The 12,745-nt window shown below is 63.5% G+C and carries 16 protein-coding genes; 8 read left to right on the top strand and 8 right to left on the bottom strand.

The genetic code is table 11. From position 1 onward, the window contains the following. Positions 1–7 precede the first annotated feature (7 nt). Genes ACMVPR_RS02820 through ACMVPR_RS02805 form a run of 4 tightly spaced genes read right to left on the bottom strand, consistent with a single transcriptional unit; the run spans position 8 to position 3,258 of the window. Positions 8–907, bottom strand: a complete 900-nt coding sequence (locus ACMVPR_RS02820) for a substrate-binding domain-containing protein (protein WP_416881620.1) — start codon at positions 905–907, stop codon at positions 8–10. A 54-nt stretch (positions 908–961) separates the two neighbouring features. Beyond that, on the bottom strand, positions 962–1,777 hold the full coding sequence (locus ACMVPR_RS02815; protein WP_416881619.1) for a substrate-binding domain-containing protein: 816 nt from the start codon (positions 1,775–1,777) through the stop codon (positions 962–964). 25 nt (positions 1,778–1,802) lie between these two features. Continuing rightward, the gene (locus ACMVPR_RS02810) at positions 1,803–2,558 is read right to left on the bottom strand and encodes an ATP-binding cassette domain-containing protein (protein WP_416881618.1); all 756 of its coding nucleotides are present in this window, start codon (positions 2,556–2,558) and stop codon (positions 1,803–1,805) included. Beyond that, positions 2,551–3,258: an ABC transporter permease gene (locus ACMVPR_RS02805; RefSeq protein WP_416881617.1), complete on the bottom strand. Its 708-nt coding sequence runs from the start codon at positions 3,256–3,258 to the stop codon at positions 2,551–2,553. Before ACMVPR_RS02805 ends, ACMVPR_RS02810 begins: the two co-directional genes overlap by 8 nt. Positions 3,259–3,422: 164 nt before the next feature. Here ACMVPR_RS02805 and tsaA point away from each other — a divergent pair, with 164 nt between their 5' ends. From tsaA to ACMVPR_RS02780, 5 genes are read left to right on the top strand one after another with little or no spacing between them, the layout of a single operon-like run. Then, positions 3,423–3,920 (top strand): tRNA (N6-threonylcarbamoyladenosine(37)-N6)-methyltransferase TrmO, encoded by a 498-nt coding sequence (gene tsaA, locus ACMVPR_RS02800; RefSeq protein ID WP_416881616.1) that lies wholly within the window; start codon positions 3,423–3,425, stop codon positions 3,918–3,920. A 16-nt stretch (positions 3,921–3,936) separates the two neighbouring features. Further along, positions 3,937–4,728 (top strand): molybdate ABC transporter substrate-binding protein, encoded by a 792-nt coding sequence (locus tag ACMVPR_RS02795; protein ID WP_416881615.1) that lies wholly within the window; start codon positions 3,937–3,939, stop codon positions 4,726–4,728. A 1-nt stretch (position 4,729) separates the two neighbouring features. Further along, entirely contained in the window at positions 4,730–5,758 is a 1,029-nt protein-coding gene (locus ACMVPR_RS02790) for an iron ABC transporter substrate-binding protein (RefSeq protein ID WP_416881614.1), read from the top strand. Continuing rightward, positions 5,731–6,753, top strand: coding sequence for a FecCD family ABC transporter permease (locus ACMVPR_RS02785; protein WP_416881613.1), 1,023 nt, complete (start codon positions 5,731–5,733; stop codon positions 6,751–6,753). The genes ACMVPR_RS02790 and ACMVPR_RS02785 overlap by 28 nt, the downstream gene beginning before the upstream one ends. After that, positions 6,753–7,577: an ABC transporter ATP-binding protein gene (locus tag ACMVPR_RS02780; RefSeq protein WP_416881612.1), complete on the top strand. Its 825-nt coding sequence runs from the start codon at positions 6,753–6,755 to the stop codon at positions 7,575–7,577. Before ACMVPR_RS02785 ends, ACMVPR_RS02780 begins: the two co-directional genes overlap by 1 nt. Here the strand turns inward: ACMVPR_RS02780 and ACMVPR_RS02775 are convergent. Next, positions 7,532–7,741: a TOBE domain-containing protein gene (locus ACMVPR_RS02775; protein ID WP_416881611.1), complete on the bottom strand. Its 210-nt coding sequence runs from the start codon at positions 7,739–7,741 to the stop codon at positions 7,532–7,534. The genes ACMVPR_RS02780 and ACMVPR_RS02775 overlap by 46 nt on opposite strands. An 80-nt stretch (positions 7,742–7,821) precedes the next feature. Between ACMVPR_RS02775 and ACMVPR_RS02770 the strand changes: the two genes are divergently transcribed. Next, on the top strand, positions 7,822–8,973 hold the full coding sequence (locus ACMVPR_RS02770; RefSeq protein ID WP_416881610.1) for a putative sulfate/molybdate transporter: 1,152 nt from the start codon (positions 7,822–7,824) through the stop codon (positions 8,971–8,973). A gap of 151 nt (positions 8,974–9,124) precedes the next feature. Here ACMVPR_RS02770 and ACMVPR_RS02765 read toward each other — a convergent pair whose 3' ends face one another. From ACMVPR_RS02765 to ACMVPR_RS02755, 3 genes are read right to left on the bottom strand one after another with little or no spacing between them, the layout of a single operon-like run. Next, positions 9,125–10,450 (bottom strand): sensor histidine kinase, encoded by a 1,326-nt coding sequence (locus tag ACMVPR_RS02765; protein WP_416881609.1) that lies wholly within the window; start codon positions 10,448–10,450, stop codon positions 9,125–9,127. Next, positions 10,447–11,106: a response regulator transcription factor gene (locus ACMVPR_RS02760; protein ID WP_416884606.1), complete on the bottom strand. Its 660-nt coding sequence runs from the start codon at positions 11,104–11,106 to the stop codon at positions 10,447–10,449. Before ACMVPR_RS02760 ends, ACMVPR_RS02765 begins: the two co-directional genes overlap by 4 nt. A gap of 1 nt (position 11,107) precedes the next feature. After that, positions 11,108–11,413, bottom strand: a complete 306-nt coding sequence (locus ACMVPR_RS02755; protein WP_416881608.1) for a PepSY domain-containing protein — start codon at positions 11,411–11,413, stop codon at positions 11,108–11,110. Positions 11,414–11,541: 128 nt separating this feature from the next. Between ACMVPR_RS02755 and ACMVPR_RS02750 the strand changes: the two genes are divergently transcribed. Further along, a complete protein-coding gene (locus ACMVPR_RS02750) occupies positions 11,542–11,877 on the top strand; it encodes a PepSY domain-containing protein (RefSeq protein ID WP_416881607.1) in 336 nt (111 codons plus the stop codon). Next, positions 11,877–12,509 (top strand): cytochrome b/b6 domain-containing protein, encoded by a 633-nt coding sequence (locus ACMVPR_RS02745; RefSeq protein WP_416881606.1) that lies wholly within the window; start codon positions 11,877–11,879, stop codon positions 12,507–12,509. Before ACMVPR_RS02750 ends, ACMVPR_RS02745 begins: the two co-directional genes overlap by 1 nt. Positions 12,510–12,745: the final 236 nt, after the last annotated feature.

The following is a 12,745-nucleotide window of genomic DNA, read 5'->3' as shown; positions in this document are numbered from 1 at the left end:
GAATCCCTCAGGCGTTCCAGATCACTTTGCCGAGGTCTACGATATCGTATCCGCCAGAGGTCTTGGCCCTGTTGGCGAAGGTGTCTGTTGCACAGAACGCCATCAACTTCTGCACCGGCGCTTCGAACCATGCCTTACGGTCGACCAAGAGCGCGAAGTGCTCTTCGATCACGGGCAGGAACTCGAGACCGTAGCTGCGCGCGACCGCTTCGAGGCCAAAGGTTGTGTCCGCATCTCCGCGCCGCACCGCCTCGACGGCTTCATCTTCGGTTCGCGCCACGTCCGCCAGCGTGAGGTGTGACAGGTCCAGCCCCTCTCTGCCCGCGATTTCGCGAAACAACGCGTCCGTCCCGGATTCGGCTTGCCTGGGGACGAAACGGCGGCCCGCAAGGTCGGACAGCCCCCCTAGCGCAATGCCGTCCGCGCGATACACCAAACCCCTCTTGCGGGCGGCAAAGGCGACAAGCACCGCATTCTGATCCGAGGCCAGATCCGAGACTGTCGGAACATTCCAGCGATCTGATGTCGCATCGTGGATGTGCAATCCAGCCGCGATGCCCTCGCCCCGCACGAAACGGTCGACCCCGTCGAGGGAGCCGTCGTAATAGCTCGCCAGCCCGCAGCGCGATTGACGGATGGCCCAGTCCAGAAGCGGGTCGTGACTGCCAAGAACGATCGGGGGCCGGGTGGTGGACGCCGCAGATGATCCAGCAATGCCGCCTGACTTGGCGTTTTCGATCCACGCCCTGATCTCGGCGGCGGGAAAGAGGAGCTTTCCCGTGGCCTTGGAAACAGGAACAGCACCCGATGAGGCCAAGTCATAGATCTTGCGCTCCTTCATCCGCAGAAGGTCGGCCAGTTCCTTGACCGTCAGGTATTCGTGATCCGGAAAGGCGATATCGTCCATGGCAACTCTTCGGGTTATCGGGGCGGCAAGCGACCTGCCGCCTCGTTCATCCTATCAATTGTCCGGCGCGTTGGGGAAGAACAGTTGTTGGTCGTTCACCTTGTAGCCCGCGATTACCTCTTGTCCCTCATCCGAGACCAGCCAGTCTGCGAAGGTCTGCGCAGCATCGACGTTCACCGTCGGACAGTTGGCCGGGTTCACCGGGATCACGCCGTACTGGTTGAACATGTCCTCGTCGCCCTGAACCGCGATCTGATAGTCCTGCTTGTTCCCGAAGCTGATCCAGGTCGCGCGGTCGGTCATGACATATGCGCCCATGCCGATGCCGGTGTTGAGCGTCGCGCCCATGCCCGAGCCGGTCTCGCGATACCAGTCGCCGGAGGCACTCGTCGGATCGACGCCGGCCGAGCTCCAGAGCGCCATTTCCGCCTTGTGCGTTCCGCTGTCGTCGCCGCGCGATGCGAAGGGGGCGCCTACCTCGGCAATCTTGGTCAAGGCACCCTGCACGTCATTCATGCCCGCAACACCCGCCGGGTCGGCCTCAGGCCCCACCACGACGAAGTCGTTGTACATGAGATCTGTCCGCTCGGTGCCGAAGCCAGCCTCGACGAACTTCTCCTCGGACGCCTTTGCATGGACCAGAAGCACGTCGCCGTCGCAGTTCTCGGCGTTCTTGATCGCCTGGCCGGTGCCAACAGCCACGACGTTGACCTGAATACCGGTCTTGTCCTGGAAGATCGGCAGGAGGTACTCGTAAAGGCCCGAGTTGGCCGTGGAGGTGGTCGACTGGACGATGATCGAGTCTTGCGCCCAAGCGGCGCTTCCGATCACCAGTGCGACTGTCGTCGCTATCAGTTTCCTTGCAAGCATTATGGTCACTCCCTTTTTGCTTATGTCAGACGACAATTCTGCCGCTCAGGTAATCCCGCGCCGCCGCTGATCGGGGCTCGGGGAAGAACTCCGCCGCAGCGCAATGCTCGGCAATCCGCCCGCGATGCAGGAACACGACATCGTCGGCCATGCGTCGTGCCTGACCCATGTCGTGGGTCACGAAGATGATCCGGACGCCACGAGCGCGCGCCTCGCTCACGATCTTCTCGATGGCGAGGACAGAGGCCGGGTCAAGGCTTGCAGTCGGTTCATCCAAGAAAAGCACTTCGGGATCTGTCGCCAGCGCGCGGGCGAGCGCCAAACGCTGCGCCTCGCCCCCGGACAGAAGCCGCGCGGGTTGGTTCGCCTTGTGCGAAAGGCCGACATGATCAAGGAGAGCGGGCCGCTCTACGGTATCCTTGCCGCGCGCTTTCAGGACGAAGTCGATGTTGGCCGCAACCGAGCGACGCAGAAGAACCGGTTTCTGGAACACCAGCGCTTGACGCACCGTGACCTGCTCGGGCGCCTCGCCGCCCCAGTCGATCCGGCCGGAGGTAGGCTTCATCAGCCCATGAAGGAGCTTCAGCAGCAGGCTCTTGCCCGAGCCGTTCGGGCCCATGATCATCGAGCAGCCGGTCGGGCCGAGGTCCAGTTTCAGTCCATCGAGTACGGTGGACTCGCCGAAGCGCAGCACGAGGTCCCGGACCTTCAATGGCAGGAGCGGCGCGCGCCCGGTCGCGACGCGGGTCTGCAGATGCATCGTGGCCATCGCGTCAGACATAGGCCTGCCGCGCGGCCGTCATGCGCACAGACTGAACGGCAGCGTTCACGCCAAGAGCGATGACCAGGAGAATGATGCCAAGCGCGAGCGCCAGCGCCAGATCGCCCTTTGAGGTCTCAAGCGCGATGGCGGTTGTCATGACACGGGTCAGGTGGTCGATATTGCCGCCAACGATGATGACGGCACCGACCTCTGCGACAGCGCGCCCAAACCCTGCAAGGCCGACCGTCAGCAGCGAGTAACGGGCGTCCCAGAGAAGCGCCTTTATGGCTTGCCACCGGGTCAGGCAGAGCGAACGGAACTGCTCGGCATACTCAGCGTGCAGGTCTTCGAGCACTTGCCGCGACAGGGCAGCGACGATGGGAGCGATCAGGATCGTCTGGGCGATGATCATCGCCGTCGGCGTGTATAGCAGCCCAAGAAACCCGAGCGGTCCGGACCGCGACAGGTAAAGATAGACCAGCAATCCGACAACGACGGGCGGCAAGCCCATGAGCGCGTTCATCACGATCAGGACAGCGTTCCGTCCCGGAAACCGGCCAATCGCCACCAGCGCTCCGATGGGCAGACCGATGATGCAGGCCAATGCGGTCGCCGTCAGGCTCACCCGCAAGGACAGCAGCACGATCTCGATGAGATCGGCGTCACCTGACAGGACGAGTGCGAAGGCGAGACCGAAGGCGTCTCCGATGCTTTGCAAATTCTCCCCCCGTTCGCATTATTTTCGTGGCGAGGACAGCTATGCAGTTTGGAACCGGAACTTCAAGGCTGGATTCTGGCCAAAATTGCCATAATCATTAGCCTAGAAGCTGACTTGAGTGAAATCTTCATGCGCAATAAACTGCAAAATTTACGGAAACGCTTGTGACCGGCGGTGACGACCTGCGGGCCAACGAGAAAGCGATCGATCTGGCGCCCGCCTCCGATGCTGCCCTGCGCTTCATCGGATGGGTCCGCACGCCTTGGCAATCGCGTGACGATTGCCCGCGGCAAGGCCGGCTCGACGGACCCGAGTGCCGCCTCGAGCTGGACCCCGTCTGGTACGAGGCCCTGCGCGGCCTCGAAGATTACCGGACGATCGAATTGCTCTACTGGCTCGACAAGAGCCGGCGGGATCTGGTGCTGCAAAGCCCGAAAAGCGACGGGCGAACCTTGGGAACATTCGCCCTGCGCTCGCCCGTGCGTCCGAATCCAATCGGAACTTCAATCGTCAAGCTGGAGCGGATCGACGCGGGCAACCTGTTCGTCCGTGGCCTCGATTGCCTCGACGGCACACCCCTCATCGACATCAAACCGGACCGCTGCGCCTTCACACCGAAAGCGCCGTCGAAACCGGGTGATGCGGAAGTGCAAGAAGACTGACTATGGGAGGACCAAGATGCGGAAATCACTTGTGCTGGGAGCCATAGTGGCGCTCGCCATGACCCCGGCCAGTGCGGAAGAGGTTTCCCTCTTCGCGGCCGGAAGCTTGAAAGGCGCGCTGTCAGAAGTGGCAGAGGACTACACTGCGGCCTTTGGAACGCCGGTCACCGCGAGTTTCGGCCCATCCGGTCTGTTGCGAGAGCGCATCGAGGCCGGAGAGGCGGCGCACATCTTTGCTTCGGCGAACATGCGGCATCCGAGAACGCTCGAGAGCGCAGGCAAGGGCGGACCGGTTGCGCTCTTCGCGCGCAATCGTCTATGCGGACTGGCAAGGCCTGACGTCACGGTGTCGACCGACACGCTTCTGGAAGTCATGCTTTCCGACGATGTGCGCCTCGGGACATCCACACCCAAAGCGGACCCCTCCGGCGACTACGCCTTTGAACTTTTCGACAAGTCTGCGCATGCAGACACGCTCAAGGCAAAAGCATTGCAGCTCACCGGAGGACCGGACAGCGCCAAACCGCCCGCGGGCCGCAACACCTACGCCTGGGTGCTCGACGGCGATCAAGCGGACGTCTTCCTGACATATTGCACCAACGCGGTGCTTGCGCAGAAGGAGGTGCCGACCCTGCAGATCATCCAGGTTCCCGAAGCGCTGTCTGTTGGCGCGGACTATGGGCTGATCGTCCTCGATGGCGCACCTGCGAACGCCTGGAAACTCGCGATGCACATCCTGTCACCTGCCGGTCAAACCGTATTGGCGTCGTATGGATTCGATGCCGCCGCCCTGCCAAAGGAGGACTGACATGCGACTTCTCATGGTGCTACTCGCCATCTTGGCGTTGCCTGTTCAAGCGCGCGAAATCACCGACAGCGCCGGGCGCGTCGTCGAGATCCCCGACGAGGTGAACACCGTCTTCGCGGCGGGGCCTCCGGCCTCGATCCTCGTCTACATCATGAAGCCGGAGGCGCTCACAGGTTGGCCCCGCGCGCTACGCCCCGAGGAACGCGACTACATCGCCGCACCCTATCGGGACATTCCGGAAACCGGGCGTCTGACCGGGCGCGGTGGTGAGGCGAACCTCGAGCGCGTTCTGGAAATCCAGCCCGACCTCATCATCGACTTCGGCTCGGTCCGGGACACTTATGTGGATCTCGCCAACCGCGTGCAGGACCAGACCGGCATTCCTTACATCCTGATCGACGGGCGGTTCGAGAATACGCCCGAAGCACTTCGGTTGCTGGGAGACGCGCTCGGCGTGCCAGAGCGGGGGGAGGAACTGGCGGCGGATGTCGAAGCGACCTTCGCGCGGATCGACGCCATACTCGACGACGTGCCGGAGGAATACCGGCCGCGTGTCTACCTCGCCCGTGGACCGGAGGGGCTGGAGACGGGCATGAAGGGTTCGATCAACACGGAGATTATTGAACGTGCAGGCGGCCGCAACGTCGCGGATGATGGGGGTGCCACTCGCGGACTAGTGCAGGCCTCGATGGAGCAGGTGATCGTGGCCAACCCCGACACTATCGTGACGTGGGACCCGATCTTCTACGACAAAGTGTTCGCGGATCCGCTCTGGCAGGGAATCGACGCGGTGCGCGACGGTCGGGTTTACCTGTCGCCCACGGCCCCCTTCGGCTGGATCGACCGGCCGCCCTCGCTCAACCGGATGATGGGACTGATCTGGATGGCGGGGTTACTTTATCCTGACGCATGGCAGGGTGATCTGCGCGAAGATACCCGCGCGTTCTACAAGCTCTATTATCATGTCGATCTGAGTGACGAAAAACTTGAAAGGCTGCTCGAATGGGCCGAGGGACGACCGCCGATGTAAATTCCGGGCGGCCAGTCCTGTCGCTGACGGGCGGGTTGGCGCTGAGTCTCGCGGCGCTGGCCTTTGGCGCGGTGATGATCGGGCCGTTTGCGCTGTCGCCAGGGCAGACCGTGATGGCGCTGCTCGGGCAAGGCGACGCTAAGGCCTCGATAGTCGTCTGGAACATCCGTGTGCCGCGCGTCGCTGCCGCGCTTCTGGTCGGGGCCGCCCTCGCTGCGGCAGGTGCAAGCTATCAGGCCCTCTTTCGAAACCCGCTCGTCTCGCCAGACATCCTCGGTGTCTCGGCCGGTGCTGGTCTTGGCGCGGTAGCCGGAATCTTCCTGTCGCTCCCCGTCGCGGCGATCCAGGCCTCGGCCTTCGTCGGTGGCATGGCGGCGGTGGGGTTCGTGACACTCGTCGCGTCGATGGTCCGCAACACCGATCGCACCCTGACGCTGGTCCTGATCGGTGTCGTGATCGGGGCGCTGGCAGGGGCGGCGACGTCGCTTCTCAAGGTCATGGCCGACCCCTACGACCAGTTGCCCGCGATCACCTTCTGGCTTCTGGGGTCGCTCGCCGCGATCACGACCGAAGACATCCTGCCCGCCCTGCCGATGGTCCTTATCGGCCTTGTTCCGCTGGCGCTTCTGCGCTGGCGGATCAATGTCCTGAGCCTCGGCGACGAAGAGGCGCGCGCGCTTGGGATCGAGGTCGGCCGAACACGGTTTCTCGTCATCGCGGCGGCGACCCTGATCACCGCGAGCGTCACGGCGCTGGCAGGTGTCGTCGGCTGGGTTGGCCTCGTTATCCCGCACATCGCCCGGATGCTGGTAGGCCCCGGTTTCGGGCGGCTTTTGCCGGTTTCGGTGCTGATCGGTGCAGGCTATCTGCTGATCGTCGACACGCTTGCGCGCACCATCGCACAGGTCGAGGTGCCGCTTGGCATCCTGACCGCCGTCATCGGCGCGCCGTTCTTCGTCTGGCTGCTGGCGCGCGGGCGCCGCGGGTGGTCGTGATGCTGGACGCCCGTGAACTGGCCATTGGTTATGGCGCGACCGAGATCGGTTCGGGTCTGTCGCTTGCCGTGAAGACCGGGGACATCCTGTGCCTGCTGGGCCCGAATGGCTGCGGAAAGACCACGCTGTTCCGCACCCTGCTTGGCCTTTTGCCCGCGCTTTCCGGCCAGGTTCTGCTCGGCGGCAAACCGATCACGGCACAACGCCGCTCGGAAATCGCAAAGCAAATCGCCTACGTCCCGCAGGCCCATGCTCCGCCCTTCCCGTTCGAGGCGCTGGAAGTGGTTCTGATGGGGCGGACAGCCCGTCTGGGCACCTTCGGCCAGCCTGGACAGCGAGACCGTGAAACCGCTCTGACCGCCATGCGACAATTGGGGATCGGCGACCTTGCACACCGGGACTATTCGCGTCTTTCGGGCGGGCAGCGGCAACTCGTCCTGATCGCGCGGGCGCTGGCACAGGAAGCCCCACTGATCGTAATGGACGAACCCACCGCCAGCCTCGACTTCGGTAATCAGGCTCAGGTGTTGGCGCAGATCACAACTCTCGTGCGGAATGCTTCCGAGGCCGGGCATGGCGTCATCCTGTCGACCCACGACCCGGATCAGGCCTTCGCTCTGGACGCGCGCGTCTTGCTTATGAAGGACGGCCGCACGCGCGCGGAAGGGTCCGCCAGCGAGGTCCTGACTGGAGAAAATCTGAGTGACGTCTACGGCATCCCGGTCACCGTCGAGACGACAGGATCAGGCCGCAGGGTCTGCCTTCCGTCGCTTGGGCGTCAGTCTGCGCCGACGATGACGTCCGATGCTTTCACGATGGCGTAGGCCGTTTTGCCGACCTCAAGCCCCAGATCCTCGACCGAGGCATTGGTGATCATCGCGGTCACCATCGTTCCGCCGCCAAGGTCGATCTGCACGGTGGAATTGACGGCGCCTTTGTCGATCGCGGTTACGGTCCCGGCCAGTTTGTTGCGCGCGCTGAGTTTCATGTCTCGCTACTCCAATGTTTATCGTTTGCGGCTTACAGTATGATCACGGATGAGAAAATCAATGTGGCTGGGATTATTAAGTGACGGCGGCGAACGATCCGGAAACCCAAAGCTTTCGCTTCGATCTTCGGGAAGCAAATGGCGCGCTCGGCGACATTGGGACGCTTTTGCCACTGATGATCGGAGCGATTGCGCTCGTCGGACTTCCCGCATCGAATGTCCTGCTGTCTTTCGGTCTCTTCTACATCGCAACCGGCCTGATCTACCGCCTTCCAATCCCAGTCCAGCCGATGAAGGCAATCGCGGCGGTGGCGCTGGTCAGCGAGGTCACACCTGGTGCCATTGCACTGAGCGGAGTGCTGATTGGCCTCACACTCCTCGCACTCGGCGCCAGCGGGTTGATCGACAGGATCGCGCGTCTCGTGCCGCAGTCGGTCCTCTCCGGGTTGCAGTTGGGTTTAGGGCTGGCCCTGGGCTGGATTGCCGTCAATCTCATGAAGGACCAGGTTGGTATCGGCCTTGTGTCGCTGGGAGTCGCCGTTGCCTTCCTACGCTTCGGCGCCCATGCAGCACTGGCCACGATCCTGAGCGGGATAACGCTCGGCGCATTGTTCGATCCGTCAGGCGCATCCGGCCTCGTTCTACCCGGAGTGTCGGTCCGGCCGGCGGGTTTGCCGACCCTCACGGACCTCCGAACCGCAGTGACGGAACTTGCGCTGCCTCAACTGGCGCTCACGCTGACGAATGCGGTGTTCCTGACCGCTCTGCTCGCTCAGGACAGTTTCGGCCAGCGCGCCGAGCGCGTGACGCCCCGCAGGTTGTGCCTGACATCCGGTGCTGCCAACATGTTTCTCGCCCCGTTTGGAGCTCTCCCCATGTGCCACGGAGCCGGCGGCGTCGCGGCGCATTACCGCTTCGGGGCCAGGACGGGTGCCGCACCGATAATGCTGGGTGCAGCGCTGTTAATCATAGCACTCTTGCCCGATCACCTGAGACAGATCGCGCTCGCCTCGATACCCTCGGCCACATTGGGAGCGCTTCTGCTGGTGGCCGCAGTGGAACTTGCCGCAAGCCGCCGCCTCATCGACGCGATGCCCTCGTGCCGACCGGTCATCGCGGTGACTGCCCTCGGCACGGTCTTCGGCAACCCGCTTATTGGCTTGATATTCGGCACACTTGGCGAGTTGGTGCGAAAAAGGGTTGTATCACGGCTGAAGGCCTCTTGCCGATAATCGGTGCATCGACGCAAGTCGCTGACAAGTTCGTTTGAATTGATCATGCACTAGGTGTGAAACGTCGGCTTCCAACTCCGATCAACCAAGCACGAAGCTCCGGCGTGTTCAAATTCCGGACGCTTCGAAGTACGGGCTTGCGTGGCCTGTCTTACCGACGCGGAAGGGCAAGGGTTGCGTTCAAGCCCGGTCCCTCGGCGCCGAGCACCAACCTGCCGCCTGCGGCCTCGGCAATGTCCGATGCAATAGCCAGGCCAAGGCCGGTTCCGGCTTCATCCGCCCGAGCATGGCGACGCGAAAGCTCGGCGCGCCTCTCTTCCGGGATACCAGGACCATCGTCCTGGATGCTGAGATGCAGGTAATCTCCATCTTCTTGCGCCGAGAGGACGACCTTGCGCCGCGCATGGCGCGCGGCGTTCTCCATGAGCGCGCCCATGGCCTCGGCGAGATCGGCCTCGTGCAGAGCGACAGACATCCTGTGTGGTATGTCTTGCCTCCACTCAAGCTCCGCTCCATCGGGTGTGCGCCGCAGAACCTCGATCAGGCGGTCGGCGACAAGCGCCGGATCGGCGCGCGCATCAACGGCTCGGGCCGCTGTCCGGGCACGGGCCAGTTCGCGTTCGACCGTGCGTTGCATCGCCCGGGCAGTGACCTCGATTCCGTCAGCCCGATCCGTCGCACCCTCGCCCCGAAGGCGCGTGGCCTCGCCCATTAGCGCCTGAAGGGGAGTCTTCAGGCCATGTGCCAAATCTGCTGCCCGGGCGCGGGCGCGTTCGGTTTCGGCCTCACGTTCGGTCAGAAGGTCGTCGATCTCTGCGGCCACGGGGCGCAGCTCGAGCGGCCAGTCCTCACCCATCCGCGCAGCCCTGCCGGTCCGCAAGGCGGTGATCCGAGCTCCGAGATCCCGCAACGGACGCAGCCCGACCGAAAGCTGCACCCAGCCTGCCGCGATCAGCGTTAGCGCCAGAAGGCCCAGATAGGGGGCGAGATCGGCCATGAAATCACGCTGTGCCGAAGTGAGTTCAGCCGCACTCATGCCGACCGCCGCACGGACCGCGCTCCCGCCCAGGCGTACTGGCAATGTGCTGGAGCGCTCCAGAACAAGAAGCTCTGCGCCACCTGGTCCGGGAAGACGATGCACATGCACGGCCCCGTCGCCCAGAGTGTCGATGGGCAGGTCCAGCGCCGTGTCCCAGAGCGAACGCGAGCGTTGAATGTCGCCGCCTTCTTCGATCTGCCAGTAAAGCCCCCCGTAAGGTTGCAAAAATCGCGGATCGGCCGGAGGACGGGCCAGTTCAAGACCGCTCGGCCCCCGTTCCAGCCCGGACAGGACCTGATCGAGTTGGACGCTCATCTCGGCGACAGCCCGGCGTTCGACATGTGTGGCGAAAAGCTGGGCAAGTCCGAGCGCCGCGAGGCTGAGCGCCACGAGGATCGCAACCGCCCCCGCGAGCGCCAGGCGTAGGCGAAGGCTCATGCCGCCTCCAGGAAGTAACCGAAGCCGCGCCGCGTGCCGATCACGCCGGGTCCGAGCTTGCGGCGAAGCCGCGCGATGACCGCTTCCAGCGCGTTCGCCTCACGCGCATCGTCGTCCCCGTAGAGATGCTCCAACAACTCGGTCGGCGGCACCGGCCGGTCCCTGTGTTGCATGAGATAGGCCAGCAAACGGTATTCCAGCGCCGTAACCTGAATGGGAACACCGCGCATGGCGACCCCCATCCGGTTGGTATCGAGGCTCAGCTCACCCGCCTCCTGTAGCGCCGCAGCATGGCCACCGGCCCGGCGGACTAGCGCACGTGCCCGGGCGATCAGTTCCTCCATCCGGAAAGGTTTGGGCAGGTAATCGTCGGCGCCCGCCTCTATCCCCTCGACCCGTTCCTGCCAAGTGCCGCGTGCGGTCAGGATCAGCACAGGCATGGCCCGGCCATTCGCGCGCCACCGCTTGAGCACGGCAAGCCCATCGAGCGCGGGCAACCCGAGGTCGAGCACCACGAGATCATAGTCTTCGGTATCCCCCAGAAACCACGCGTCTTCACCGTCGCCCGTCAGCTCAACATGAAATCCCGCCGCCGTCAGCGCGGCCTGCAGATCGGCCGCGATACGGGGATCGTCTTCGACGGCGAGCGCGCGCATGTCAGTCGTCGTCCTCTTCATGCTCGACTTCGAGCACCTCGCCGGAGGCCGCGTCAATTTCCATTTCGTAAAGCCGACCTTGCGGGGTCACGAGTTCCAACTCGTAGACCCATCTCCCATCATCGCGCTCGAGGTCGATCTCGATCACCCGACCGGGACGCAGTTCCGTGGCCGCGGCGAGGATATCCGACAGCGGCAAGATCTCTCCGGCCGCGAGCGCGCGGCGCGCACGGTCGTGATCGTCGCGGTCCGCCAAGACGGGTGTTGCGATCAGCGGCAGGGCAAGAATGAAGACAAGGCGTTTCATGGGTCCAGTCTCTACCCCGGGCAAGCTGACAGCAAGCTGACAATCCGGGTCAGCCGCCCGTCAGGCGAGTCGGGGCACAAGAGGTCATCGGCGGCCGTGTCGGCTGCCCTCGCAAAAGGAGACACATCATGAAACGGACCATTTTTTTCACCGCAGCCCTGGCCACCGCCGTCGGCATGTTCGCCCTCGGGGCAAACGCGCAACAACAGACCGCGCAGGTGCAGGACCCGCAACGCATGAGCGTCGCGCAAATCGCCACCATGCTCGAAGATCAGGGCTATTCCGTCCTCGAGATCGAGCTCGAACGCGGTCGTTACGATGTCGAGATGATCGACAGCAACGGCATGAAGGTCGAAGCCTATCTCGATCCGGCAACCGGCGCCGTTCTGCCCTATCGTGAAGACGATGACGACGATCGTCGCGACCCGAATGACGACGACGGCTATGATCGGGACGACGACTGATGGCAGACGCCTGCGATACAGCCATGATCCGGGTCTGGGACCCCCTGATCCGGATCGGCCACTGGGTGCTGGTGGCGGGTTTCGCCACCGCCTACCTGACAGAGGGAGAGCCGCAATGGCTCCATAGTTTTGCGGGCTATGCCGTCGCGGTGACGGTGGCGATCCGCTTTCTCTGGGGCTTTGTCGGCCCCCGCCGCGCGCGGTTCTCAGACTTCGTTACCGGACCCGCCCGCGTTCTGAGCTACCTGCGCGACTTGGCGACGGGCCGCGCGGAGCGCCATGTCGGGCACAGCCCCGCTGGTGGCGGGATGACCGTCGCCCTGCTCTTTGCGCTGGCTCTGACAGCGCTTTCGGGCATGGCCACTCTCGCGGTTGAGGAAGGCCAGGGCCCGCTGGCCGGGATCGTCACGGCACAGTCCCTGCCCGCCTGGATGGCGGAAGAGGAGGACGCATATGAACGCGGCGAACATGGCGAAGGCGGTGAAGCATTCGCGGAAATCCACGAGTTTGCCGCCAATGCAACCCTGCTCTTGATCCTTCTGCATCTCGTCGGCGTGATCTGTGCCAGCCGGACCCACGGCGAGAATTTGGCAAGATCCATGATCACAGGTCGCAAACGAGCCGAAGGATAATGGGATGCGGCCTGACCCGAGATGTGGGTTTGGCCGTGCTCCACCATCCAAGCTGTGCCGCTCCGACTTGGGACATCACGCATATCGAGCAAGGTTTCGAACCAAGGTCTTGCAGTACCTTACCCAAATGCGCTCCACATCATAGCTTGGTTCTTCTCGGAGGCATTATCTGCCTTTAGTAGCCCAGTGTGCGAAGTAACGCGATCAAAAGATGAACATGTGCTGCACACGATGCC

The organism is Marivita sp. (assembly GCF_048006345.1).
Taxonomy (GTDB): domain Bacteria; phylum Pseudomonadota; class Alphaproteobacteria; order Rhodobacterales; family Rhodobacteraceae; genus Marivita.
Note: the sequence above shows the minus strand (reverse complement) of the source record. Positions and strands in the feature narration are given on the sequence as shown.

What these genes read in the sequence shown, in the direction of transcription:
- ACMVPR_RS02785 (WP_416881613.1), top strand. Translation starts at nt 5,731, where the DNA reads ATGGGCCGAGGGACGACCGCCGATGTAAATTCCGGGCGGCCAGTCCTG.
- ACMVPR_RS02765 (WP_416881609.1), bottom strand. Translation starts at nt 10,450, where the DNA reads ATGAGCCTTCGCCTACGCCTGGCGCTCGCGGGGGCGGTTGCGATCCTC.
- ACMVPR_RS02775 (WP_416881611.1), bottom strand. Translation starts at nt 7,741, where the DNA reads ATGAAACTCAGCGCGCGCAACAAACTGGCCGGGACCGTAACCGCGATC.
- ACMVPR_RS02760 (WP_416884606.1), bottom strand. Translation starts at nt 11,106, where the DNA reads ATGCGCGCGCTCGCCGTCGAAGACGATCCCCGTATCGCGGCCGATCTG.
- ACMVPR_RS02810 (WP_416881618.1), bottom strand. Translation starts at nt 2,558, where the DNA reads ATGTCTGACGCGATGGCCACGATGCATCTGCAGACCCGCGTCGCGACC.
- ACMVPR_RS02780 (WP_416881612.1), top strand. Translation starts at nt 6,753, where the DNA reads ATGCTGGACGCCCGTGAACTGGCCATTGGTTATGGCGCGACCGAGATC.
- ACMVPR_RS02755 (WP_416881608.1), bottom strand. Translation starts at nt 11,413, where the DNA reads ATGAAACGCCTTGTCTTCATTCTTGCCCTGCCGCTGATCGCAACACCC.
- ACMVPR_RS02790 (WP_416881614.1), top strand. Translation starts at nt 4,730, where the DNA reads ATGCGACTTCTCATGGTGCTACTCGCCATCTTGGCGTTGCCTGTTCAA.
- ACMVPR_RS02820 (WP_416881620.1), bottom strand. Translation starts at nt 907, where the DNA reads ATGGACGATATCGCCTTTCCGGATCACGAATACCTGACGGTCAAGGAA.
- ACMVPR_RS02795 (WP_416881615.1), top strand. Translation starts at nt 3,937, where the DNA reads ATGCGGAAATCACTTGTGCTGGGAGCCATAGTGGCGCTCGCCATGACC.
- ACMVPR_RS02745 (WP_416881606.1), top strand. Translation starts at nt 11,877, where the DNA reads ATGGCAGACGCCTGCGATACAGCCATGATCCGGGTCTGGGACCCCCTG.
- ACMVPR_RS02750 (WP_416881607.1), top strand. Translation starts at nt 11,542, where the DNA reads ATGAAACGGACCATTTTTTTCACCGCAGCCCTGGCCACCGCCGTCGGC.
- ACMVPR_RS02815 (WP_416881619.1), bottom strand. Translation starts at nt 1,777, where the DNA reads ATGCTTGCAAGGAAACTGATAGCGACGACAGTCGCACTGGTGATCGGA.